General features: G+C 61.0%; 16 protein-coding genes and 1 tRNA gene. 10 read left to right on the top strand and 7 right to left on the bottom strand.

All coding sequences use genetic code 11. The features are described 5' to 3' along the window. Nucleotides 1–24: 24 nt before the first annotated feature. The 5 genes from purC (at nucleotide 25) to purD (ending at nucleotide 8,544) form a co-directional block, all read left to right on the top strand. Nucleotides 25–777 (top strand): phosphoribosylaminoimidazolesuccinocarboxamide synthase, encoded by a 753-nt coding sequence (purC, locus tag ACUIAF_RS00475; protein ID WP_445338688.1) that lies wholly within the window; start codon nucleotides 25–27, stop codon nucleotides 775–777. 79 nt (nucleotides 778–856) lie between these two features. Continuing rightward, nucleotides 857–4,636 (top strand): phosphoribosylformylglycinamidine synthase, encoded by a 3,780-nt coding sequence (locus ACUIAF_RS00470; RefSeq protein WP_445339200.1) that lies wholly within the window; start codon nucleotides 857–859, stop codon nucleotides 4,634–4,636. 17 nt (nucleotides 4,637–4,653) lie between these two features. Next, a complete protein-coding gene (gene purF, locus ACUIAF_RS00465; RefSeq protein WP_445338687.1) occupies nucleotides 4,654–6,159 on the top strand; it encodes an amidophosphoribosyltransferase in 1,506 nt (501 codons plus the stop codon). Nucleotides 6,160–6,204: 45 nt separating this feature from the next. Continuing rightward, entirely contained in the window at nucleotides 6,205–7,254 is a 1,050-nt protein-coding gene (purM, locus tag ACUIAF_RS00460) for a phosphoribosylformylglycinamidine cyclo-ligase (RefSeq protein WP_110417425.1), read from the top strand. Between the two features lie 18 nt (nucleotides 7,255–7,272). Continuing rightward, complete coding sequence (gene purD / locus ACUIAF_RS00455; RefSeq protein ID WP_445338685.1) at nucleotides 7,273–8,544, top strand: phosphoribosylamine--glycine ligase; 1,272 nt, start codon at nucleotides 7,273–7,275, stop codon at nucleotides 8,542–8,544. Here purD and ACUIAF_RS00450 read toward each other — a convergent pair. Beyond that, nucleotides 8,541–10,718: an LTA synthase family protein gene (locus ACUIAF_RS00450; protein WP_015022172.1), complete on the bottom strand. Its 2,178-nt coding sequence runs from the start codon at nucleotides 10,716–10,718 to the stop codon at nucleotides 8,541–8,543. The genes purD and ACUIAF_RS00450 overlap by 4 nt on opposite strands. 129 nt (nucleotides 10,719–10,847) lie before the next feature. Beyond that, nucleotides 10,848–11,768: a metal ABC transporter solute-binding protein, Zn/Mn family gene (locus ACUIAF_RS00445; protein ID WP_015022173.1), complete on the bottom strand. Its 921-nt coding sequence runs from the start codon at nucleotides 11,766–11,768 to the stop codon at nucleotides 10,848–10,850. 219 nt (nucleotides 11,769–11,987) lie between these two features. On the opposite strand from ACUIAF_RS00445, the gene ACUIAF_RS00440 reads away from it, so the two are divergent. Both ACUIAF_RS00440 and ACUIAF_RS00435 read left to right on the top strand, forming a co-directional pair. Continuing rightward, the gene (locus ACUIAF_RS00440) at nucleotides 11,988–13,352 is read left to right on the top strand and encodes an alpha/beta hydrolase (protein ID WP_198217000.1); all 1,365 of its coding nucleotides are present in this window, start codon (nucleotides 11,988–11,990) and stop codon (nucleotides 13,350–13,352) included. A 53-nt stretch (nucleotides 13,353–13,405) separates the two neighbouring features. Continuing rightward, entirely contained in the window at nucleotides 13,406–16,015 is a 2,610-nt protein-coding gene (locus ACUIAF_RS00435) for a bifunctional lysylphosphatidylglycerol flippase/synthetase MprF (RefSeq protein ID WP_445338682.1), read from the top strand. Here the strand turns inward: ACUIAF_RS00435 and ACUIAF_RS00430 are convergent. The 3 genes from ACUIAF_RS00430 to purE all read right to left on the bottom strand — a co-directional run bounded on the left by ACUIAF_RS00430 (nucleotide 15,987) and on the right by purE (nucleotide 18,156). After that, a complete protein-coding gene (locus ACUIAF_RS00430; protein ID WP_015022176.1) occupies nucleotides 15,987–16,430 on the bottom strand; it encodes a Fur family transcriptional regulator in 444 nt (147 codons plus the stop codon). The two genes, ACUIAF_RS00435 and ACUIAF_RS00430, sit on opposite strands and share 29 nt — an antisense overlap. Before the next feature lie 69 nt (nucleotides 16,431–16,499). Further along, nucleotides 16,500–17,666, bottom strand: a complete 1,167-nt coding sequence (gene purK, locus ACUIAF_RS00425) for a 5-(carboxyamino)imidazole ribonucleotide synthase (protein ID WP_445338680.1) — start codon at nucleotides 17,664–17,666, stop codon at nucleotides 16,500–16,502. Then, the gene (purE, locus tag ACUIAF_RS00420) at nucleotides 17,650–18,156 is read right to left on the bottom strand and encodes a 5-(carboxyamino)imidazole ribonucleotide mutase (RefSeq protein ID WP_445338678.1); all 507 of its coding nucleotides are present in this window, start codon (nucleotides 18,154–18,156) and stop codon (nucleotides 17,650–17,652) included. Before purE ends, purK begins: the two co-directional genes overlap by 17 nt. 179 nt (nucleotides 18,157–18,335) lie before the next feature. Here purE and ACUIAF_RS00415 point away from each other — a divergent pair, with 179 nt between their 5' ends. Beyond that, nucleotides 18,336–20,237, top strand: a complete 1,902-nt coding sequence (locus tag ACUIAF_RS00415; RefSeq protein ID WP_445338677.1) for a 1-deoxy-D-xylulose-5-phosphate synthase — start codon at nucleotides 18,336–18,338, stop codon at nucleotides 20,235–20,237. A 39-nt stretch (nucleotides 20,238–20,276) separates the two neighbouring features. Continuing rightward, nucleotides 20,277–20,353, top strand: a tRNA-Arg gene (locus tag ACUIAF_RS00410). 213 nt (nucleotides 20,354–20,566) lie between these two features. Here the strand turns inward: ACUIAF_RS00410 and ACUIAF_RS00405 are convergent. Further along, on the bottom strand, nucleotides 20,567–21,187 hold the full coding sequence (locus ACUIAF_RS00405; protein WP_015022180.1) for an NUDIX hydrolase: 621 nt from the start codon (nucleotides 21,185–21,187) through the stop codon (nucleotides 20,567–20,569). Between the two features lie 21 nt (nucleotides 21,188–21,208). Next, on the bottom strand, nucleotides 21,209–22,732 hold the full coding sequence (locus ACUIAF_RS00400) for a hypothetical protein (RefSeq protein WP_445338676.1): 1,524 nt from the start codon (nucleotides 22,730–22,732) through the stop codon (nucleotides 21,209–21,211). A gap of 628 nt (nucleotides 22,733–23,360) precedes the next feature. Here ACUIAF_RS00400 and ACUIAF_RS00395 point away from each other — a divergent pair. Then, entirely contained in the window at nucleotides 23,361–23,606 is a 246-nt protein-coding gene (locus ACUIAF_RS00395; protein WP_052108376.1) for a TM2 domain-containing protein, read from the top strand. Nucleotides 23,607–24,111 lie beyond the last annotated feature (505 nt).

Genomic DNA, 24,111 nt, shown 5'->3' with positions numbered 1-24,111 from the left:
CAACAAACTCGAGGAAGGCGAACAGTGGAAAAGTTGGGAATGCGCTATCAAGGCAAAGCCAAGAAACTGTACGAGACGGATGACCCGGACATACTCTGGGTTGAGTACACTGACCAGGCCACCGCGGGGAACGGGGCCAAGAAGGCCAATATCGAAGGCAAGGCCAGACTGAACAACAGGATCACCACGGTGATATTCTCCCTGTTGGCCCGCCGGGGCATACCCAGCCACTTCGTACGCAGCATCTCGGACACCGAACAGCTCAACCGCCGGCTGGACATGTTCCCCCTGGAGATTGTCATGCGCAACCGGGCCGCAGGCTCTTTCGCCACGCGATACGGGGTTGCGGAAGGCACCACCCTGAGGCAGCCGGTGCTGGAGTTCTTCTACAAGTCCGATCCTCTGGATGATCCGTTTATCAACCGGGACGACATTCTGGCCCTGGGACTGGCCACTGAGCAGGATCTGGACATCATCGCCGCTAAGACCCGGGAGATCAACGGGGCGCTGACCGGCATCTTCCGCGCCATCAACGTGGAGCTGGTGGATTTCAAGATCGAAATGGGCAAGACCGGATCGGGCATCATCCTGCTTGGTGACGAGATCACCCCCGACACCTGCCGGCTCTGGGCGATTGGCAACAATAATGACGGCCATGTCACCCACCTGGACAAGGATATCTTCCGCAGGGATCTGGGCAGCATCATTCCGGCCTATCAAACCATTCTGGACGGGCTTACCGAATTGGAGGAGCGCGAAAGCCAATCGAACAGCTGAATCGGTCGACCCGGAAGCGAGCATATCGCCTCCGGGTTTTTCATTGGTCCCCAACCAGTCCATCGCGAAAGGATCCATTGTGCTCTTCCGTGTCTATACCGAGAAAAAGCGGGGCTTTGACCAGGCCGCCGACAGGCTTGCCGAACAGCTGCGCACCCTGCCGGGCGTGCAAGGGCTGACCGGCCTGCGCATGATCAACCGTTACGATCTGGAGGGAATCGACGAAGACCTCTTCAAACGTTGCCTGCCCACGGTCTTCGCCCAACCCCAGACCGACCTGGTGGCCACCCGATTGGAGGAAGCCCTGCGCATGAAGGGCTCCGAAAACCTGCCGCCGCTGGACTCCCCCATGCTCTTTGCCGTGGCCCCCCTGCCCGGTCAGTTCGACCAACGAGCCGACTCCGCAGCCCAGTGTGTCCAGCTAGTCGGCCAGGGCGCCCGCCCCCTGGTGGCCACGGCCACTGTCTACCTGCTCCAGGGCGAGCTGGATGCCGGGCAGATTAAAGCCATCCGCAATTATCTGGTCAATCCGGTCGACTCACGGGTGGTGGGGCTGGAGCAGCCCAAGACCCTGGCCATGCCTGACGAGGATCCTGATCCAGTGCCCGTGTTGGAAGGGTTCCGCGATCTGAGTGATCCTGAGCTTAAAGCGCTGATTGACAAGCTGGACCTGGCCATGGATCTGCCGGATATCCGCTTCTGCCAGGACCACTACCGTCAGGAAAAGCGAGACCCCACGCTGACCGAGCTCAAGGTGATAGACACCTACTGGTCCGACCACTGCCGACACACCACCTTCAACACCAGGCTGGAGCGGATCGAGGCGGACAACCCCCGAGCCCGTGGCACGCTGGAACAGTATCGGGCAATCCGCGAAGAGCTGGGCCGCCAGGACCGGCCGGAATGCCTGATGGACATGGCCACCATCGGAGCCAGGTACCTGCAGAAGCAGGGCATCCTGAACGACGTAGACCAGTCCGAGGAGGTCAATGCCTGTACAATCCGGACCAAGGTCGATGTAGACGGCCAGGATCAGGACTGGCTCTTCCTCTTCAAAAACGAAACACACAACCATCCCACCGAGATCGAGCCATTCGGAGGCGCCGCCACCTGCATCGGCGGAGCCATCCGCGATCCCCTGTCCGGAAGGGGCTATGTCTACCAGGCCATGAGGGTCAGTGGAGCAGCGGACCCTCGTCAGCCCCTGGATCAGACCCTGCCGGGCAAACTGCCCCAGAGCCGGATCGTCCGTCAGGCGGCCGATGGCTACTCCTCCTATGGCAACCAGATCGGACTGGCCACCGGTCAGGTTCGGGAGATCTACCACCCCGGCTATGCGGCCAAGCGGATGGAGGTTGGCGCAGTGGTGGCCGCCACCCCGGCCGACCATGTGATCCGTCGTCGACCCGCCCCCGGCGATCTGATCATCCTGGTGGGCGGAAGGACCGGCCGCGATGGAATCGGCGGCGCCACCGGGGCCTCCAAGTCCCAGGACGAGCAGAGTCTGGAACGTTGCGGGGCCGAGGTGCAGAAGGGCGATGCCCCTGAGGAGCGCAAGCTCCAGCGCCTCTTCCGCCGCCCGGAGGCAGCCAGGCTGATTGAACGCTGCAACGACTTCGGAGCCGGCGGCGTTGCCGTAGCCGTGGGCGAGCTGGCGGACGGGCTGAACGTGGATCTGGACCGGGTGCCGCTCAAGTACCAGGGGCTGGACGGGACCGAAATCGCCATTTCCGAGAGCCAGGAACGCATGGCTGTGGCCTTGGCTGCCGAAGACGCACCAGCCTTCATCGACTATGCCCGACAGGAGGACCTCGAAGCCACCGTCATCGCCGAAGTGACCGATGAACCCCAGCTGCGAATGACCTGGCGATCTGAGACCATCGTGGACATCCCCCGATCCTTCCTGGCATCCAACGGCGCCCCTCATAAGGCCGATGCCCAGGTGGCGGTCCCTGCTCCCTACCATGCCCCCTTTGAGGTCCAAGGCAACCTGGACGCACGCATGAAAGCCCTGCTTACAGACATCAATGTCTGCTCCCAGCAGGGTCTGGCTGAGCAGTTCGACTCCACCATCGGCGCAGGCACCGTCCTCATGCCTTTCGGCGGAGCACGGCAGCTGACACCGGCCCAGGCCATGGTGGCCAAGCTGCCGGTGGATGGGCACACCACCACCGCCTCGGCCATGGCCTGGGGATTCAACCCCTGGATCAGCAGCCAGGACCCATACACCGGCGCCTACCTGGCTGTGGTCGAAAGCCTGGCCAAGCTGGTGGCCAGCGGCTTCAGCCGGTCCCAGGCCCACCTGAGCCTGCAGGAGTACTACCCCAAGCCCGGTGACGACCCCCGACGCTGGGGCCTGCCGGTGGCAGGTGTCCTGGGAGCTCTCCAGGCTCAGCTGGATCTGTCCGTGGGTGCCATAGGCGGCAAGGACTCCATGTCCGGCAGCTTCGAAGACCTGGATGTGCCGCCCACCCTGATCAGCTTTGCTGTGGCCCTGGGACGAGCTAAAAATGCAGTCTCCCCCGAATTCAAGGCAGCGAACCGCCAGGTCTACCTTTTGACACCCGAATACCAGGAGGAAGGATTGCTGCCCGATCCGGAGAGCCTGCGGACCGTCATGGACCAGGCTGAGGCGCTGATCAGCCAGGGCCTGGTGGATGCTGCAGCCACTCCGGGCTACGGATGCATCGCCCAGAACCTGCTGGAGATGTGCCTGGGCAACAGAATCGGACTGGACCTGGCATCAGACACTGCCATACCTGCGCTATTCCGCCCCGCCTATGGGAGCTTCATTCTGGAGACCTCAGGCCCAGAGCCCCTCTACATTCATAATTCCGGCCTGCATCTGCGCCTCCTGGGGCACACCCGCGAGGATTACCGCCTACGCTGCGGCAGCGAGAGTCTGGACCTGGCCGAACTCGAGGAAATCCGCGCCGAGGGTCTGGAATCGATCTTTCCATATCGGGGCCAGGGCGACCCTGTGCCGACCATCGGCCGCACCGATCGCGAGCCCGGCAGGCCAGCAGCACGCAAAACCAAGGGACCTGCCAAGACAGCCCGACCCAGGGTGGTCATGCCAGTCTTCCCCGGCACCAATTGCGAGTTCGACTCAGCTCGGGCCTTCCGGGACGCTGGAGCCCAGGTGGATACCGTGGTGATCCGCAATCTGAATGCCCAGGACGTGGCCGAGAGCTCCCGCCGCCTGGCCCAGGCCATCCGCAGCAGCCAGATACTGATGCTGCCAGGAGGTTTCTCCGGCGGCGATGAACCCGACGGTTCGGCCAAGCTGGTTGCATCTTTCCTGCGTTCGCACCAGGTTGCCGATGCCCTGCAGGAGCTTTTGCATGACAGGGACGGGCTGGTTCTGGGCGTCTGCAACGGCTTCCAGGCGCTGATCAAGCTGGGTCTGGTCCCTTATGGCAAAATCGTCACTGGCTCGCCCGAGGATCCCACCCTGGCCGTCAACACCATCGGTCGGCATCAGAGCCGTCTGGTCCATACTCGGATCAGCTCCACACGCTCCCCCTGGCTGAGCGCCTGCCGGGTGGGAGATATCCACACCATGCCCATCAGCCACGGAGAAGGGCGGTTCGTGGCCGAGCCCGGCCTCCTGCGTACCCTGATCGACCGAGGACAGGTCGCTGCCCAGTATGTAGATGAGCAGGGCCGTCCCTCCATGAATCCGCTGATCAACCCCAATGGATCCGACATGGCCGTCGAGGCCATCACCAGCCCGGACGGCCGGGTGCTGGGCAAGATGGGCCACACGGAACGCAGCGGCCCTGACCTGTATCTCAACGTGCCCGGAAAGCATACGCAGCCGCTCTTCCAGTCGGGGGTGGACTACTTTGCCGCCTAGGGGAAAGGACATAGACCATGTCGTTGGAACTTGAAGGCATCCACGAGGAGTGCGGGATCTTCGGGGTCTGGGGCCACCCCGACGCCGCACGGCTGACCTATTTCGGCCTGCACGCCCTGCAGCATCGCGGCCAGGAAGGCGCCGGCATCGTTTCCAACGATCAGGGACACCTGATTGGAAGGCGGGGCTTGGGTCTATTGACCCAGGTCTTCCCGGACGAGTCCAGCCTGACACCGCTGACCGGGAACCGGGCCATTGGCCATGTGCGCTACGCCACGACCGGATCGGGGTCCATCGAGAACATCCAGCCCTTTGTCTTCCGCTTCCATGACGGGGACATAGCCCTGGCACACAACGGCAACCTGACCAACTGCAACAGCCTCAAGGCGCAGCTGGAGGATCAGGGAGCCATCTTCCACTCCAACTCCGACACCGAGGTGCTCATGCACCTAATTCGACGCAGCCCTGAAGAGGACTTCATGGCGGCGCTCAAACAGGCCCTGCGACAGGTCCATGGTGGTTTTGCTTATCTGCTCATGACAGAGGATGCCATGATCGGAGCCATGGATCCCAACGGCTTCCGTCCCCTCTCCCTGGGACAGCTGCCAGGAGGGGCCTACGTCCTGGCCTCGGAAACCTGCGCATTGGACCTGGTCGGCGCCACGCTGGTGCGGGACATCGGCCCCGGCGAAATCGTCCGGGTGGACGACTCGGGCTACAGCATCGAGCGCTATACCGATCAGACCTGCCTGTCCATCTGCTCCATGGAGTTCATCTACTTCGCCAGGCCCGACTCCAACATTTATGGGGTCAACGTCCACTCGGCCCGCAAGCGGATGGGGGCCAGGCTGGCCTGCGAAGCCCCGGTGGACGCCGACATGGTCATCGGGGTGCCCAACTCCTCCTTGTCCGCAGCCTCCGGCTATGCCGAAGCGGCCGGGCTACCCAACGAGATGGGGCTGATCAAGAACCAGTACGTGGCACGCACCTTCATCCAACCCAGCCAGGCCATGCGCGAACAGGGCGTCAGGATGAAACTGGCCGCTGTACGCGGAGTCGTAGCCGGCAAACGAGTGGTGGTCATCGACGATTCCATTGTCCGAGGCACCACCTCACGCAGAATCGTCCGTCTGCTCCGGGAAGCCGGGGCCAGCGAGGTGCACATGCGCATCGCCTCACCACCCCTGCGGTATCCCTGCTACTACGGCATCGACATCCAACGGACCTCCGAACTGATCGCCGCCAAGAAGTCCGTGGAGCAAATCAGAGAAGCCATCGAGGCCGATTCCCTGGCCTACCTGAGTCTGGACGGTCTGGTGGATTCAATCGGCCTGGGCCGTGATGCACCCTACCAGGGACTCTGCGTGGCCTACTTCAATGGAGACTACCCAACGCGGCTTGACGACTACGAGCAGGGCTTCCTGGCTTCGCTGACCCCAGAGGACCGGGCCCGGCTGGAAGCCTCCAAGGGATCCTACGGGCTTGACATGCCTGCAGGGTCGGGGCAGAAAACAGACCAATGAGCATTAGCGAAAAGCAGAACAGACAGGGCAGAGAAAGGGGCACCCATGCCGAAGGCATATGAGCAGGCCGGGGTATCGGTGGAGGCCGGATACGAACTGATCGACAGGATCCGTTCCCATACGGCCAGAACCCATAGGCCGGGCGCCGGAGACATCGGCGGCTTCGGCGGCGACTTCGACCTGTCTGCGCTCAATTACCGCCATCCGGTCCTGGTCTCGGGCACTGACGGCGTGGGCACCAAGCTGATGGTGGCCCGGGAAGCCGGTCGCCATGACACCATCGGTCAGGACTGCGTGGCCATGTGCGTCAATGACATCATCGCCCAGGGGGCCGAGCCGCTGATCTTCCTGGACTACATAGCCTGCGGGCACAACGACCCGGCTCTGCTGGAGCAGGTGGTCAAGGGCGTGGCGGACGGCTGTGTCCAGGCCGGGGCCGCCCTGGTAGGCGGGGAGACCGCAGAGATGCCCGACATGTACCAGCCCGACGAGTACGACCTGGCCGGATTCACCGTGGGTGTGGTCGAACGGGAGTCCCTGGTGGATGGTTCGGCCATCAGAGAGGGCGACCAGTTGATCGGCCTGCCATCCTCGGGAGTCCACTCCAACGGATTCTCCCTGATTCGCCAAGCTCTGCTGGACCAGGGGGGCATGAAGCTGGAGGATCGGCCCTACCAGCTTGGAGGACGGACCCTGGGTGAGGAACTGCTGACACCCACCCGAATCTACGTCAAGGCCCTCCGCCCGCTCTTCGCCTCCGGCCTGCTCAGGGGCGCGGCACACATCACCGGAGGCGGCTTCGTGGAGAAGGTACCCCGGATTCTGCCCGAAGGGCTGGCCGCCAGCTTCAACCTGGATGCCTGGAAGGTGCCGCCCATCTTCACGATGATCGAGGAGATGGGCAGGGTCGACCATCTGGAGATGTACAACATCTTCAACATGGGCATTGGGATGGTTCTGGTCGTTTGCCCTGATCAGCTGGACCAGGCACGCGCGGTCCTGGACGAGGAGCAGGAGCCCTACGCCCTGATCGGACAGGTGGCGCGTGCTCAAAACGGCCAGCAGGTCATCCTTAATGAAAACGGTCGTCAGTAATAGCGAGAGGAGCCCATCATGGCGGACAAGGTACTGGTCATCGGGTCGGGAGCCAGGGAGCACGTTATCGCCACCACCCTGCTGGCAGGGCCAGGAGTGGATCGGGTCTGGTGCGCCCCGGGCAACCCAGGCATGGAGCCTGACGGCATCGGCCTGCTGCAAGAGGATTCCTCACAGCCTGAAAGACTGATCGCTGCAATACGTGAACTGGGAATCGACTGGGTCTTCGTCGGACCCGAGGCTCCTTTGACGGCTGGATTGGTCGACGAACTGCATGCTGTCGGCATCCCGGCTTTTGGACCCACCAAGGCTGCGGCCCGCATCGAGGGATCCAAGGGCTTTGCCAAGGATCTGATGCGCAGGCATGGGATCCCAACCGCCGACTATGCGGTCTTCCATGATCTGGAGACAGCCAAGGCCTATGTGCGCTCGCACGGCGCGCCGGTGGTCATCAAGGCTGACGGGCTGGCAGCAGGCAAGGGGGTGACGGTGGCCGCCGACCTTGACCAGGCCATGCAGGCCCTGGATGCCATCTTCATCGATCATAAGTTCGGGCAGGCCGGAGCCCAGGTGGTCATCGAGGATCAACTGGTGGGTCAGGAGTGCTCGCTCATGTGCTTCGTGCGGGGTGAGCGGTTCTGGCCCATGCCCCTGTCCCAGGACCACAAGCCCGCCTATGACGGGGATCGGGGTCCCAACACCGGCGGCATGGGGGCCTACTCCCCTCTGCCGCAGTTCGGACCGGAACTGACCCAAAAGGCCCTGGATACCATCGTCGCCCCCACCGTCCGTGCCCTGGCCCAGGAAGGCAGTCCCTTCACCGGGGTTCTTTACACGGGATTGATGGTCACCGACAAGGGCCCTGAAGTCATCGAATTCAACGCGCGATTGGGCGACCCGGAAACCGAGGTGGTCCTGCCCGCCCTGACCAGCGACCTGGGCACGGCCATCCGCACGCTTATGGAGGGCGGAGAGCCGCAATTCACCTGGGACGACTCCCACAGCCGCCTGGGTGTGGTCCTGGCAGCCCAGGGATACCCCGGCAATCCCAAGACCGGGGTGCCCGTGCCCTTGATCGCTCCGGAGAAGGACCTGAGAGCCTACTACGCCGGAGTGTCCGGCTCGGCTTCAACTGGCCTGATGTCCTCCTCGGGAAGGACCGCCCTGGTTGTGGCCCAAGGTGACGACCTGGCCCAGGCAGCCCGCCGAGTCTATGACCGGCTGGATGGATTGTCGATGCCCGGCCTCTTCTATCGGCACGACATCGGCCACCGCGGCCTGGAAGCCTAGTTGGCCGAGCTGGTTGAGCCCTCGCTGTCCTTATCCTGGTTCTGCTCCTCCTGGCGAGCTTGCTCTTTTGCCTGCTCCTTGGCCTGACGCTCCATTTCGGCTTTCTGCCGGGCGGCATCCGAACGGCGGGTGGGCGTGGCGGTGAAGCCGGTTCCCTGCAGGTAGTGCTTGCCTGCCATGATGTCGTACTGGATCAGTTTGTAGTCATTCAGGAGCTGTCGGGTGGCCCGGTCGAAGTCACGGGCGTTCATGGGCTGGCCCTGGGCATCCAGATAGTTGGTCTGCCCTGCAGGAATCCTGTTCCAGTCCTGGATCTGGTTGGCCACCGGAGGCTCGATGGCGCTGATCTTTTCGTGCAGCTCGGTCAGGAAGGCTGTGAAAGGCGAAACCTTGGCACCCATGTGCTCGGCCGCCTGGGCCTGGAAGAAGTTGGGCGAGGAGTAGGCGCTGTTGCTGACCTGTGCTCCCGAGGAATCCGAGGCCTTGTTGGACCAGATGAAGTAGTCGGTCAGATGCAGGGCCAGGGAGTTGCGCTCGTCCCAGCTGGCCGTGCCATAGATGCCTGGCAGATGATCCCCGTAGAAGACCACTGTGACCGGCTTGCTCTGGGAGTCCAGACTGTTCAGGAAATCGCCAGTGGCCTGATCAGTCAGACTGACCCCCTTGGCGTAGGTGCGGATGGATTGCATCTCATCGTCGCCTAGAGGCCTGTCGGGGTCGGAGGAGTCGACCGAGAAGTTGTTGTCGTCATACCAGTCGTTGTAGGGCATGTGGTTCTGCATGGTGATGACCTCAACGAACTGGTTGCCCTTGTCGTCACCCATCTGCTCCAGGGCGGAATCGTAAGCGGAACGATCCCCCACATACTGGCTGCGGTCGATGCGGTCCTGGTGGGCTATCTGGTCAGGGCCAGTCAGCGAGTAGAAGTGGGAGAAACCGAACTTCTTGTAGTTCTCGGCCCTGGAATACATGGAGGACTCGTAAGGATGGAAGGCCAGGGACCTGGATGGCGACCCCCAGGCCTGGTTGACCGTGGGTATCCAGTTCAGGTGAGGGATGACCTGCTGATAGGGGGAGGTCAGCGAGGGATCGAAGTTGGCCATGGACAGGCCGGTCATGGCCTGGAACTCCAGATTGGCCGTGCCCCCGCCGTAGCCGGAGGAAAGCATGAGCCCGCTGGTGGTGCCCTCCTTGATGGATCTGATATGAGGCATGGGGTCCTGGTTCAGTGTGACGCCCGGTACCCGAGTGGGATCCGAGAAAGACTCGGAAAGAATGTAGACCAGGCTCGACTCATTCATATAGGACTTGCGGTCTTTGTTTATGCGGTCCGCCGAAAGCTGGTAGCGGCGGGCCAGAGACCGCATGGTGGCACGGCTGTATCCTGCGGGCTGATCCATGACCTTGGGGCGCAGCTGCCGGGAGAAGGACACGAAGACCCCGTTGCGCTGGGCATCATAGACCGAATCCCACATGGAGGGTATGTCGCCCATGAACTGTGAGAAGCGGTAGGCGGGGCTGCCGTAGGTGCCCACAGTGGACATGAAGAGCGCCACCACCAGGACGGGGACAAGGACCCCTACCGTACGCAGCCCGGCGCCCAGGGGCTTGTTGCCAGTGTCCACCGGACGTCCGCGACGGGCATCCATCCGTGTCACCATCCAGCAGAGCACTCCGAGAACGACCAGGGCCACGACCCCCAGCCCGATCATGAGCAGGGACCGGGCCGGCAGGAAAGAGACCAGGTTGGCCGCATCGGCATGGAGAAAATCCAGATCGGAGGGCAGAACGGCTTCGTAGCGGGCGCGCACCTTGAAGCGTTCAATGATCGCAATCACCGCGCAGATGGCCAGAATCAGCCCTGACGCCACCCAGAAGCGATTGGTCAGGTAGGCCAGAGCCAGGTAGACCAGGCCCACGGCCAGCATGTTGAGCACCAGGACGAACCGACGCTGGGTCCACATAGCCGAGATGAAGCCCCAGAAGCCGATCAAGGGATTGGACAGCTCTACGCGGGAGCTGTTCAGGGAGACACCCCACTGCAGAATACCCACCGACAGGAAGTCGATCAGGATGAAGGCGAGCAGGTAGACCCACCCACGCACCCGAAGACGTCCGGTCATGTTCTGCATCCAGGATGTCCACCGGCCGGGCTGACGCTTACGATCCTTCACCGCTTACTCCTGACTTTGGCGACTGGGCCCAATGGGCCTTTTACCGATACCTGTGCCATTGTTCCCATCAAGGACGACAAGCCCCCCGTGAAAACACCCCTCAGCGAACACGGAGAGCGAGCTGGCCCATCAGGCCTTGGCACCCGGCACCTGATGGACCAGGGCGCTGATCCAATCCTCCAGGTTCCGGTACCTTTCGGGGCGCTGCTCGCTGACCTCGAAGACCGGCAGATGGGCCTTGCGCGCCTCAATGGCCAGATCCTTGGAGGTTCGATTGACTTCCTGAACGTTGAGCACCAGCATGTCCAACCGCCCGGAGGTCAGCAGATGGCGGAAGGCCACCAGGTCCTCGGGCGAGGGCTCGCTCTCGTTGGCTGCCGCCCTCAGGTAACCCTCGGGGGTCAGATCCTCCATGCCCAGATCATGACAGAGATAGTAGGCAGCTGATTCCGTGGCAGCATAGTGCCGGCCCTGAGTCTGCTTGCGTGCATCAGCAATCAGATCGTCGAGCCGGGCCTGTCGACCCTGCCAGTCCTGGTAGGCCTTATCAAAGTCGGCCTCGCGACCTGGGCGCAGCTGCCGGTAGGCCTCATGCACGGCCTTGGCCGCTGCCCTCCTGCTCTGGGAGGAGAACCAGAGATGGGGGTTGTCGCCGGCCTTGCGCCCCGATGCCTTGGATATGTCCACCAGGCTGGCCTGCCCGGTTTCAGCAGCCTTGGCCGCCCAGTCGTCGATACCGGCCCCGTTGACAATGACCAAATCGGCACGGCTGATCCGGGCGATGTCGGCCGTTGTCGGCTCATAGTCATGGGCGTCAGTCGAGGTGTTACTCAAAATGGTATCCACCCGGGCCTGGTCGCCGCCCAGGTCCACGGCAAGGGACTGCCACTGATTGATGCTGGTAACCACTTGCAGAGTGCTGGACTTTGCGGTGGACGGGGATGATTCGCTCTTCCCGCAACCAGTCAGACAGGTCAGCAGGGTCAGTCCGACCAGCAGGGCTGCGGCCAAGGTTCGGGTCCGACGGAAGCGTGGACTGCTGGAGTGCATGGATGCGGATTCCTTCCTGGCGACGGCGAGATATGGGCTTGTTGCCAGACCTGCCGAACGTTACTGAGATTGATTATCAATAAATCTACCATAGACGAACCTGTGACCGGAATCCGGGGATTCGGGCCAGTCAGGAATGAATGCCTGCCCGAATTGCCTCCGAAAACCCGAACACTCCTTATACTGAACTGCGGATGTATTTTGCTCGGAAGGAATGGCATGGGTGCATGGCTGGCAAAGGTCCATCTGACCCAGGGGTGGTTGCCCGCGTCACTGTTTTCATTGACAGCCCTGGCCCTGATCGTGCTGACGCTGACCGGACTGACACACGGACGCTGGCGGACCCTGCTGCGGCAGGCGGCCATTGCCCTGGGCATAGGAGCCTTGGGACTCTTGGCCACCTGGCTGGTCTCCGATGTCTTCATGCTCTTTGGCGTCTCCCTGGGCTGGATGGTTATCATCAGCGTGGCCTTGGGCTTTCTTACCGTGGGGTTCGCCGTCTGCATCCTGATCGCTGCCCGGGGGCGGCGCCGGATTCTGGCCGCCCTGACCGCCCTGCTCTGTCTGCTTTCCACCGGGCTTCGCGTGGATATCATCTACGGCGAATTCACCACCTTGGGGTCCCTGTTCAGCATCTCCCTCTACCCTGATTACAGAGACCACAAGGCGGCCAGACCGGCCATGAGCGTGGCCCAGTGGCGATCCCTGGCATCAAGGGGCGAGCTGCCCTCGCATCCGAGTGCCGGCCGCTCCTACAGCATGCACATCCCCAACGGCCGCTCCCGATTCACGGCTCGGCCAGCTGATGTCTACCTGCCGCCCGCCGCCTTGAGTGACAGGCCGCCTGCCCTGCCCGTATTCGTTCTTCTGGCCGGCCAGCCCGGAAGCCCCGACCGGCTCTTCACCGCCGGAGCCATTCCGGCCATGATGGATGCCTACGCCGCCCGGCACGAAGGCCTGGCGCCAGTGGTGGTTTCCCCCGACCAGAACGGGTCCTCCTCCCACAACAGTCTGTGCGTGGACTCCCCGGTCTACGGGAAGGCCGAAACCTACCTAAGCGAGGACGTGCCCGCCTGGATCCGCACCGAGCTACCCGTCGCCGACCAGCCCCAACAATGGGCTATAGGCGGTTTCTCCCAGGGCGGGACCTGCTCTACCCAGCTTGGAGCAAGGCATCCCGACGTCTACGGGAACATGCTCCCCGCAGACGGAGAGCTGGAACCGACCCAGGGTCGGCAAGAGCAAATGATCCGTGACTACTTCGGAGGCGATAAAAGGCGCTTCCTGGCCCAGGTCCCGGCCAGGGCCATGCTGGAACGGACGCCCTCCCGCCAGCGCCTGTTTACCGCAGCCGGATCCAATGACAAGGAGTCCCAGCACAACATGATGGTCATCGCCAAGGCCGCCGACCAGGCTGGCATGGAGGTGCGGGCGGTCATCACCCAGGGCTCGGGCCATGACTGGCACACAGTCAAGACCGCCTGGGAACCCGGGCTGGAGTGGCTGGGCGAAGCCATGGGACTAGGGCCCATGTCCCGACCTATTGAAGATTTTCCGAACATTGTCGAAACAACAATCGGCTGAAACGCCTACAGGTCAGAGCGTCCAAGCTGATAAGCAGAAAGAGCCTCGCAATCATGGAAACAACGAATAAGGGATCCGGACTGATGGAGCCTTCGGCCAAAACCGTGCTTTTGCGGGACCTGACCCGCTGGATCAGACGTCACGCCTTTGCACTGGCTTTCAGCCTCGGACTGATTCTGCTCAACCTGATCAGCTGGCTGCTGATCTGGCTGCTGCGCATCCCCGGCAGGACACGGTTGGGAATGCCCTTGTCCGACCTGATCATTCACCAGGCGCCACATTCCGTTCATGGACATGGGCGCCCCTCGCTCCTGGTCCAGTTCGCACGGCTGATGGTATCCCTGGTCATCACCCCCGGCCCCCTGCAACTGGCCATAGATGTGGCCCTGGTCCTGGTCATGCTGTGCATCGCCGAGACCCGACTGGGTCGCAGACGCACCGTGCTCGCCGCAGTCATCAGCGCGGTAGGCGGCGCGGCTATCGGGCTGGTCATCTGCACCCTGATCAATGCCATCCAGGACCATTGGGCCTGGTTCATCCGAGTGCCCATGACACTCAGTCCCATCATCCTGGTGGTCGGATCCCTGATGGCATCAATCCCCTTCAGCGACTTTCTCTGGCGGCGCAGAATCGCCACCATAGGCTACACGGCCTTGATCTTGATAGTTTTGTATACCGGCAACCCCGGCTACTATTGCGCCCTGGCGGCAGCACTGATCGGCCACCTGACCGGCCACCTCTGGCACGGACCGGTCCAGGACGCCAATCCGCACGGCCATAGCGGCTCATACGAGACCCGCCACTTGCTGGGGGCCGTCTCCACGGTTCTGGCCCTTGGTCCCCTGGTCACCGTTTCCTCCAGAATCCGTGCAGGATTCTTCACCCCGCTAGGCATGTTCCTGGGTTCGGACCCTGGCGGCAGCGCCGCCCTGTCCCGTTGCCTGGCCAAGGACAACCAGGCCAGCTGCTATGCCCAGTATGGTCTGGTCGCCGGTCGAGCGCCCACCGATGTCTCGTCCTTGATCATGCCCACCCTGGTCCTGCTGGTGGTGGCCTGGGGCATCTACCATGGCCGCCGGATTGCCGCTGTCACCGGTCTGGTCCTGAACAGCCTTACCATCGTCCTGGCCGTGCTCTACTACCTGGTTTTCCCGTTGACAATTGGCGACGGCCTGCCCCGGGCCATCCGTCACGGCGCCATCCCCTCCTTGCTGATCATCACTCTGCCGCCGCTGATTCTCAACTATTTCCTGGCGCGTAACCTGCGCATCTTCCTGGTACGGACCAAGGCCTCACGCCTGCAGGTAGGCTGGGCAGCCATCGGTCTGGCCTTCCTGGCCACAGCCATGGGCTATCTGGTCTTCACCGCGGTCAGCCCCGGCTCCTTCCACCCCTGGCCCACAACCGGCAGAGCCCTCTCCCAACTGCCCGAGCTTTACCTGCCCAATGGGGTGGCCTCGCGCTTCCGTCCGGCCCTGGCACCACGCACCCCGACGGGGATAATCGTCAACCACGGAGTGGGGCTGATCTTCTGGCTGGTGGTACTGGTAGTCCTGCTCTCCTGGATGCGCAGCTCGGTCATCCAGAACGGCAGCGAGCGCCAGGAGGCCGATCGACTGGTCGAGTATGGAGGCGAGAGTATGTCCTTCATGACCACTTGGGAGGGTAACAGCTACTGGTTCTCCCAGAGCGGCCGTTCAGCCATCGCCTACCGGCTCCTGCACAGCATAGCCCTGACCACCACTGGCCCCTTCGGCGACCCTGACGAATATCCGGATGATCTGGACGAATTCACCCGTTTCTGCAACGCCCATTCCTGGTCACCGGTCTTCTACAGCGTCCACAAGCCCCAACGTGACCTGCTGGCAGCCAAGGGCTGGTCCACCCTGACGGTCGGCTCGGAGATGGTGGTCACTCCCAGCCTTTGGCAGACCAAGGGCAAGAAATGGCAGGACATTCGCACAGCCATCAACAAGGCCAAGCGAGACAGGATCACCGACGTGCTGACCACATTCAACGACGCCTCCTGGGACGTCCAGTCGCAGATTGTGGACATCTCCGAGCAGTGGGCCGAGCTCAAGGCGCTTCCTGAGATGAAGTTCACCCTGGGTGGCCTGGATGAGCTGAGGGACCCGCGCATGGCCATCCTCTACGCCGTGGACGACCAGGGCAAGGTGCTGGCCGTGACCAGCTGGATGCCCACCTACCGCCAGGGCCAGGTGATCGGATGGACCCTGGACTTCATGAGGCACAGGACCGACAGCCCCAATGGAATCATGGAGTTCCTGATCGCCCGGATGGCCGAACGGCTGCGCGACCAGGGCACGGCGGAATTCATGAGCCTGTCGGCCGCTCCCCTGGCCGGCATGGACAGCAGCGAAGATGACGAAGAGGATCAAAGCGAAGATCGGACCGCCTTCCTGCAACATGCCCTACGTCTGGTGGCCGACCTGATGGAGCCGGCCTATGGCTTCCGTTCGCTCTTCTTCTTCAAGAAGAAGTTCCAGCCCAGCGAGCACCCGGTCTATATCTGCTACCCCGACCCGGCTCAGCTAGCCCAGATCGGACTGGCTGTAGTCCAGGCCTACCTGCCCAATCTCAAGGCTTCGCAGGCCTGGGATGCCATCAAGACCATCATGCCCAAGGGCCGGGAGGAGCACTGAGATCCGCCTGGCCAGAGTGGTTGCGACAGCTGTTGCAGAGGCCGTATACCTCCAAGGTGTGCGAGGAGACCGTAAAGCCATGCTCAGCCGCCACGGCCTTCAGCCAGCCATCGTCCGGAGGACTGATCTCCACGGTCCTGCCGCAGCGTTCACAAACCAGATGGTGATGATGTTTTCGCTGGGCCAGGCAGACCCGGTAAAGGCGAATGCCACCATGTTCGATGCAGTCCAAGCTGCCGGACATATGCAGGGAGCCCAGCTGTCGATAAACCGTGGCCAAGCCGATTCGCTGGCCCGAGTCGCGAAGAAGTCTGTGCAGCTCCTTGGCTGAGACGAAGTCGTTCTGGGTCTGAAGAACCCTCCAGATGGCGTTTTTCTGCCGCGTCCGGCGGCCGACGGATGAGCCAGCGTTCATGATTGGATACACTCCTTGGGCTTCACCAAGCCTACATCCGGATTGCCGGGACAGATGTGAGGATTCAGTTCAGTCCAGGTCGGACCAGCAGCCTGTGGCCTCCAGATCCTCGGCTGTTCGCTCCGGATCGTCGGTCAGCACCGTCAGATGCCCCATCTTGCGGTCGGTGCGCACTTCGGCCTTACCATAATCATGCAGGAACCATTCGGGGTGCTCACCAAGCAATCCTCTGACCGGAGCCACATGCTGGCCAAGGACATTGACCATGACCGCCGGGCTGAGCAGGCAGGGATTGGGCAGGGGCCACCCGGCGATGCCCCGAACGTGTGCATCGAACTGGTCCATCGAGCAGGCCTCAATGGTGTAATGACCGGAGTTATGGGGGCGCGGGGCCAACTCGTTGACTACCAGACCGCCATCGGGCATGACAAAAAGCTCAAGGGCCAAAGTCCCCGCCAGCTTGAAGCCGTCGGCCAGCGTCAGCGCCATGTCACGCGCCCGGTCTGCCATCCCAGGCTCGACCTTTGCCGGCGCCAGGGTCATGTGCAGGATGTTGTGACGATGCTCGTTGCGCACCATGGGAAAAGTGACATAATCCTTCCCGTTGCCTGAGACCAATATGGAGGCCTCGAAAGCAAAATCCACGAACCCCTCCAACACGGAGGGCGGGAAGTCCCGGCCCTTCATCCGCGCCTGCAGGGCCTGCAGATCCTTCTTCGTGCGCAGGACAGCCTGGCCGTGGCCGTCATAGCCGCCGGTTCGTGTCTTGAGCACAGCAGGCATTCCCAGCTCTTTCAGGGCTGCATCAAGCTGATCAAGACTGTCAACCTGTTTCCAAGGGGCGGTATCGATGCCATGGCGGTTGATGAAGGTCTTCTCGTGGACCCGGTCCTGGGTGACCCTGAGCAGGTCGGTCCCCTGGGGGATGGCCGCACGGTCCCTCACCTGATCCAGAGCGTCGGCATCCACGTTCTCGAACTCGTAGGTGAGCACATCGCTGCGTTCAGCAAGCCGTTTGAGGGCATCGAGGTCACCATAGTCAGCTGTCTCCTGGAAGTCGGCCACCTGGGCCGCAGGAGCGTCAGGCGTGGGATCCAGCACCCCGATGCGGAATCCATGGTAGCGGGCGCTCAGGGCCATCATCCGTCCCAACTGACCGCCGCCCACGATCCCGATGACGGATCCAGGCTCCAGGTGATCAATTCTCCCCTTGGTCTCCTCAGACAAGCTGGGCATTGGATGCCTCCACGGATCGGGCCAGCTCGGCACGGTAGTCATCCAGGGCCTGCGCCAGTTCGGAATCGTTGATGGAGAGAATCGAAGCCGCCAGCAGGCCGGCGTTGGTGGCCCCGGATGCCCCTATGGCCGTGGTCGCCACAGGAATACCGGCGGGCATCTGCACGATGGACAGGAGAGAATCGACCCCGTTCAGGGCGTGGGATTTCACTGGCACCCCGATGACCGGCAGCGTGGTCTGTGCTGCTACCATTCCAGGCAGATGGGCTGCTCCGCCGGCCCCGGCGATGATGACCCCTATGCCCTGGCTCCGGGCCTGATGCGCAAACTCCGCCATGCGCCCGGGTGTGCGATGAGCGGAGATGACCTCCTTGGTGTAGACGATAGCAAACCGGTCCAGCATCCGACAGGCTTCCTTCATCGTCTCCCAGTCGCTTGATGATCCCATGATCACTGCGACGCGTGCCCCTTCATGTGTATTGTCAGCCATCGGCCCTCCAATGTTCATGCACATCCGATACTACGCAAGACCGGGGAGAAGCCGGCCAATCGTGATGGTCCTATGGATGTAAGGGCCGGGCCTGGTGAACATCGGGCTTTCAGCGGGTCCGAACAGCCGTTCCAGACCTAGAATCGTTGGATTGAATTACGGAAACAGACAGGAGGGTTATGGGCAAGCTTCTGGACAGCATCGACTCCCCAAAGGATCTGAAGGTTCTCTCCTTGGAAGAGCTGAATCGACTGGCCGACGAGATCCGTCAGCTCTTGATACGCTTCTGTCGACGTCACGGCGGCCACCTGGGCTCCAACCTGGCCACCATCGAGCCTATCATCGCCCTGCACTACGTCTTTGACATGCCTGACGATCATGTAATCTTCGACGTCTCCCATCAGGCCTACACCCACAAGATCCTGACCGGTCGGCGCCGGGCTTACACAGACCCCGAGCATCAGGAGGATTTGTCCGGATTCACCTCGCCTAAGGAGAGCCGCTACGACGACTTCATGCTGGGGCATACCGGCACCTCCATCGGCCTGGCCTGCGGGATGGCCGCCCAGCGGGATGCGACCGGCGGCAAGGCCAACATCATCGCCTTCATTGGCGACGGCTCCCTGAGCAGCGGGCCGGCCTTCGAGGGGCTGGACTGGGCTGCCGAACAGGGCGGCAACCTGATCATCGTGGTTAATGACAACGAAATGTCCATTGCAGAGAACCATGGGGGACTCTACAGGAGTCTGGCGGCCCTGCGTGCCAGCGGGGGACGCAGCCCGGACAATCCCTTCCGCGCCCTTGGACTGGACTACCGTTACGTGGAAGAGGGCAACCGGATCGAGGACCTGATCGAGGCCTTCCGTCAGGTCAAGGACACCGACCATCCGGTGGTGGTCCATATCCACACCCGCAAGGGCCTGGGGCTTGGCCAGGGCAGTCGGGGGCAGATTGGGCCGGCTTCCATGGACCAGAACAATGGGGAAACAGCACATATGACTTCCCTGCCGGATTTGCCCGCCGAAGGTCCGGTGGAGGCCAACCACTGGCAGGACGGCTTGGACTCTCTGAATCGCCTGCCAAATTCACGAAAAACCTACGGAAGAATGGCCATGCAGGCCCTGGAAGCCAGGTTCCCACAAGAGCCGGGCCTGATAGTCATCTCCCCAGCCACGCCGCTGTCAAACGGCATCGATCCCGACTTCCGCCAGCGGGCCGGTAACCACTACCGGGACGTGGGCATCGCCGAATCCCACGCGATAGCCTATGCCGCGGGAATCGCCAAGGCTGGAGGCACTCCCGTGGTCGCCACTTCGGCCACCTTCTTCCAGAGGGCCTACGACCAGATCGAGCAGGAGATGGCTTTGAACGGCAGTGCGGTGACTCTGCTCGTTTTTTCAACTGGCGTTGCCAAAACCGATGCCACACATTCAGGTACGGCCGACATGGTCATGATGCGAGGCATCCCTGGATTGACCTGCCTGGCTCCGACCAGCGGGTTCGAGTTCCTGGACATGCTGGCCTGGGCAACGGGTCCGGCCCGGCAGCCGGTGGTCATCAGGGTACCCGGCGAGCGCACTCTGGCGACAGAACGCGCAGGCAAGCCGATGGAGCTGGCTGCAAATTCCTCGAAGACCAATGCTGAATGCGGATCGGACGCTGCTCCCTGGAATCACTATCGAATCCTGCAAGAAGGTAAGACCGTAGCCCTGCTGGCTCTCGGCGATGCCCTTCCACTTGGCCGCGATCTTGCTGATTCCTTGGAGAGGTCCACGGGGCTGAAGCCCACACTGGTGGACCCGCATCGCTATGACCGCCTGGATGAGCAGACCCTGGACACCCTGACCGTTTCTCACTCCCTGGTGGTCACCATCGAGGACGGTCAGCTGGACGGCGGCTGGGGCCAAGCCGTGGCTGCATACTACGGGCCTAGTCAGGTTCACACCCTGGCCTTCGGAGCGGACAAGGAGTTCAACGACCGGGTCCCCAAGATCACCCTGCTGGAAAGGTATGGCATGACCGTTCCGGCAATGACTCGAGCCATATCGGATGCCCTTGCCGACCAGGCTTCATGGATCTGACCCGCCGATGGACTCCAGGCGGGTACAATGAAAGGGTTTGGCCCCGTAGCTCAGCTGGATAGAGCAACTGACTTCTAATCTGTAGGTCGAGAGTTCGAATCTCTCCGGGGTCACCAATTGCGCTCCTTGCTCTCAATACTTAAAGCAGGGTGTCAGCTCGTGCTCACCTCTCCTAAGGCAAAAAGTAAGAAGCAATAAAGAGTAGACGGTTTGCGTTAGTTAACGACTACTTTCTATGGGCACTGGTCTGTTCATCGTTGGCAATATCAGGCACGCGACAGTCCGAACTTTGTGCAGCAGAGCGCAGATACGCAAGTCGCACAAGGACCTCACCGCCTTCGCCTATCAATCTCCCGTATTGAGAATGCAGCTATGGTAGGCCCATCAATCAGTCGCCCATCACGAATCATATTGGTTATATCAGCCGATCGCAGCCAATGCAGATCCTCTAATTCCCAATCACCGCCCTGGTTGACGCTGTCGACTACAGGAATAGATGAAACGTCATCAAGCCGTATTTCCATCACCCGCACGTCGTCTTGGAGCACCCCGGCATCGGCATGAAGCCTATGCAACTGGTGGACGGCGTCCGGCTGAGCCCACAATCCGGTCTCTTCATGCAATTCACGAATGGCTGTGGTCTGGGGATTTTCACCTTGCTCTCCCATGCCTCGCGGAAATTCCCACAACCAGTCTTCTACAGCAACCCGCCAGTGGCGCGCTATAAGATAGAAGTCCTCTCCCCCCTGTTCTACGACCGCCACACAAATCACGCCTGGTTGACCCTGTTTGACAGACGCAACGTGCAAGGTCATGTCAGCACCCGTGTCCCTTACCTTGACGTCCACAGCAGTCACGGTAAAGTCGGCTCCCCCTGCTTCCTCGAAGACTTTTCTACGCCTTATCTCCTGCAAAGGACTCGTAGAACCGAGCTCATCAGCGTTGTTCACAGCCACCTTCTTGGTCGATGATTACCGTTGAGCGAATACCATGGTTTGTGTTGCCGAATGCTGGTCGTGCATCCACTCCATCATTGTCAGTAACTCGGGAAATACTTCAATGAACCAGGCCGCAATCAATATCAGGATAATGGACATTGATCCGGAGAAAATAATCTTGTCACAAAAAACGGATATGGATGCGATGATCAGGGTCGCAATGAACTGCTTGATGATTTTTGAGTTGTCCTGCTTTCGGTCAAGCTGCGATGCTGACTTTTGCACACAGTAGGCGATGTTGCGAATATGCCGCTGCTGGGCAGAGTCAGGAGCGTCCGGTCGACACTTACGCCACTGCTGTATCGCATCTCTTGACTGATAACAGAACTGCACAAAGCAGGCGGATGGCATCTGCCCCAATAATTCCGTGACCTGGCCCGATAGCATCAAGGAACGCCCACCTGTTCGGCCTGCATAGCGCTCATACGAATTCGGCTCACTTTGTACGGCCATGAGACAGCAGTCCAGATAATCCGCCATTGATAAGCGGTAGACGAACTGGTACCAATCAATCAGCGTCTGCTGGTCGCATTCCATGGTCCTATTGCAATCGGCCCTACCTACAGGCAATGCCGACTGCCTGATAAGCGCAAACGCCTTGGACCGTCTCGGTTCATGACTTATCCTGTCCAAAACATCCCGAAATACGGTTTTTTCTGCCTCGTTCGTCTGGGATGCAGAACACCAGGAACGCAGACAATCGGCGTTTTCAGTGACAACAGGAAGAAAAGCATCGTTGAAGCTGCGGGAGATACCGGCATTCGACTCGGTTTGGGAATCCTGTGGCTTATACCTGATGAGGCCCTTTCGCTCTGCATCTATCCATTCCTGCCAGCGCTGGGCCAGCAATTGGCAGGTAGCATCAGAGGGACCTTGCTGGCAATATGCGGAGTACAAGCAGGCGATCCTCTGAGCTATCGACCAATGATCCTCTGCATGCTCATTCAAGACGGCTCTGGTCTGGGGAACGAACCGTTGACTTTCTTCAGAGGTGATGGTCTCCTGTAAAACCTGATATTCAAGCGGACGCAGCGTACCTATATCCGGCAGGGTGACCGCCCCCTTTTCAGCCGAAAGTTGCTGATTGTCAGGCGGCACTGTGGTGAACCGCAGCAGGCACTGCTCCAGGGTCCGTTGTCTGCCGGATACGGTGAGGAAAGGCTTTTCATAACCGTTCTGCCCCAGAATGTCAAGAACGACATCAGGACCGAATGCCAGAAAATAGATGCCATCAAAGATCTCGGCATCAGTGACAAGAACCTGGGGACTATAAAGGAATGCCGTTCTGAGAATGCCGGCAAATCGTTCAAGAAACTCCGGGTGTTGCTGAATGGTTCTTTCGCAGATGCTCACGCCGTCAGGACCATCTGACCAGAACTGCCAATTCACCTCTTGATCGCACTCGCATTGCTGCCTGACCCGATTCCAATCGTTCAGCTGTTCCTCTGAATCGAAATTGGTCAGCATGATGGCATCCTGGCGTAGGCTCTGACTCATGTCTATATGCTAGACCTCGTGCTTGCCAGCCCGCTAAGTACGACCTCCTTTAAAACTGATTCAAGTAACCCAGGCATGAAAAAAAGAAAATGCCGGAAGGAACAATCGCTAATCACTGACAACCGGAGTGCCTCACGCCGTGGTTGCTTCTTTCCCTTGGGATTACCTGCATATTGACAGGAACTCGAATATTCATGGCCAAACTATTGTCTGAACAGTTTTCAGGCCAAATCAGCCCTGTAATCAAGCCCTTTCAGGGATATAATGATACATTCCCACGCAGGTATCCACAGGAGGGGCAACCATGAACGATTGGTATCAACCTATAGATAAGCAAACAAGCGAGGACCAAGACCCGGCCCCGGCAAATCGGAATTACTCCGGCGACGAGGGATACGACCAAGAGCCTTCCAACCACAGCTACGGGATTGCTTCCCAACAGGGGAATCCCTCGTCAGCCGCCACTGGATACCCCACTGCGGATCAGTCCTGGCAGGCTTCAAACGCACCGGGAGGACCACAGAATCCGTACGGCCAAACCGCATATGGTTCTCAGTTCAACAGCAACCCCGGACCGGCCCAAATTCAACCGTGGCAACTTCAGGCCCAATATGTCAGCGGACCGGGTATGTCGAACAAGTCGAAGGTCACGGCGGCCATCCTGGCTTTCTTCCTGGGCGGCTTCGGCATACACAACTTTTATCTGGGCAAGACCGGGCGCGGGGTCGCCCAGCTGCTGATCACCATCTTCGTTCTTTTCATAGGCCCTCTCATCTCTTCAATCTGGGCCATCGTAGAAGGCGCGCAGATTCTTGGCTCACATCCGGGGTCGCCTTACCACATGGACGGCAAGGGACTCCAGCTGCAGGATTAAAATCCCACGGATCCTACCCACAGTGGCCTCGCCTGCCCGAGGTTCCCTTGGATGCTTTTACATCGTTTAACCTCCTCCAGCCAAAGACGAGAGACAATCAAAAGGCACGTCACAAAAGACCACGCAGGCACACCCATCCACGAGTTCAGGGATCGGATCTGCCCGAAACTTGGCGAGCATCTGGTTCGAGCAACGAATGCCGATTGACCATCTCAAGACACCGCAGGATGCCGTGGGCACCTTTTCGGGCCAGCGTCAAGAACCCAGATGCGCACCCTTTGCCCCTTCCCCAGCTTGAGGGGATGGGCGTCATATTGAAAGGCCCGTCCATTGAAGGTCACGATATCCGGGCTCATGGCCGCCACCTTTTCAGCATCGGCGGCCCCTCCATTGGACCCCGGAAGATTTGTGCGCTTAACTCCCCTGACGGCGGCGCCTCTGGACAGCATCAACGGCAGTTCCGCTCTTCATGGCTCAGCTGCAGCGGCCCGGGAGCATTTATTCC

It is taken from the genome of Bifidobacterium sp. ESL0822, from assembly GCF_052606675.1.
Note: the sequence above shows the minus strand (reverse complement) of the source record. Positions and strands in the feature narration are given on the sequence as shown.

Coding starts and splice junctions, on each gene's coding strand:
- purF (WP_445338687.1), top strand. CDS start 4,654: ATGTCGTTGGAACTTGAAGGCATCCACGAGGAGTGCGGGATCTTCGGG.
- purM (WP_110417425.1), top strand. CDS start 6,205: ATGCCGAAGGCATATGAGCAGGCCGGGGTATCGGTGGAGGCCGGATAC.
- purD (WP_445338685.1), top strand. CDS start 7,273: ATGGCGGACAAGGTACTGGTCATCGGGTCGGGAGCCAGGGAGCACGTT.
- ACUIAF_RS00445 (WP_015022173.1), bottom strand. CDS start 11,768: ATGCACTCCAGCAGTCCACGCTTCCGTCGGACCCGAACCTTGGCCGCA.
- ACUIAF_RS00440 (WP_198217000.1), top strand. CDS start 11,988: ATGGGTGCATGGCTGGCAAAGGTCCATCTGACCCAGGGGTGGTTGCCC.
- ACUIAF_RS00435 (WP_445338682.1), top strand. CDS start 13,406: ATGGAAACAACGAATAAGGGATCCGGACTGATGGAGCCTTCGGCCAAA.
- ACUIAF_RS00430 (WP_015022176.1), bottom strand. CDS start 16,430: ATGAACGCTGGCTCATCCGTCGGCCGCCGGACGCGGCAGAAAAACGCC.
- purK (WP_445338680.1), bottom strand. CDS start 17,666: ATGCCCAGCTTGTCTGAGGAGACCAAGGGGAGAATTGATCACCTGGAG.
- purE (WP_445338678.1), bottom strand. CDS start 18,156: ATGGCTGACAATACACATGAAGGGGCACGCGTCGCAGTGATCATGGGA.
- ACUIAF_RS00415 (WP_445338677.1), top strand. CDS start 18,336: ATGGGCAAGCTTCTGGACAGCATCGACTCCCCAAAGGATCTGAAGGTT.
- ACUIAF_RS00400 (WP_445338676.1), bottom strand. CDS start 22,732: ATGAGTCAGAGCCTACGCCAGGATGCCATCATGCTGACCAATTTCGAT.
- ACUIAF_RS00395 (WP_052108376.1), top strand. CDS start 23,361: ATGTCGAACAAGTCGAAGGTCACGGCGGCCATCCTGGCTTTCTTCCTG.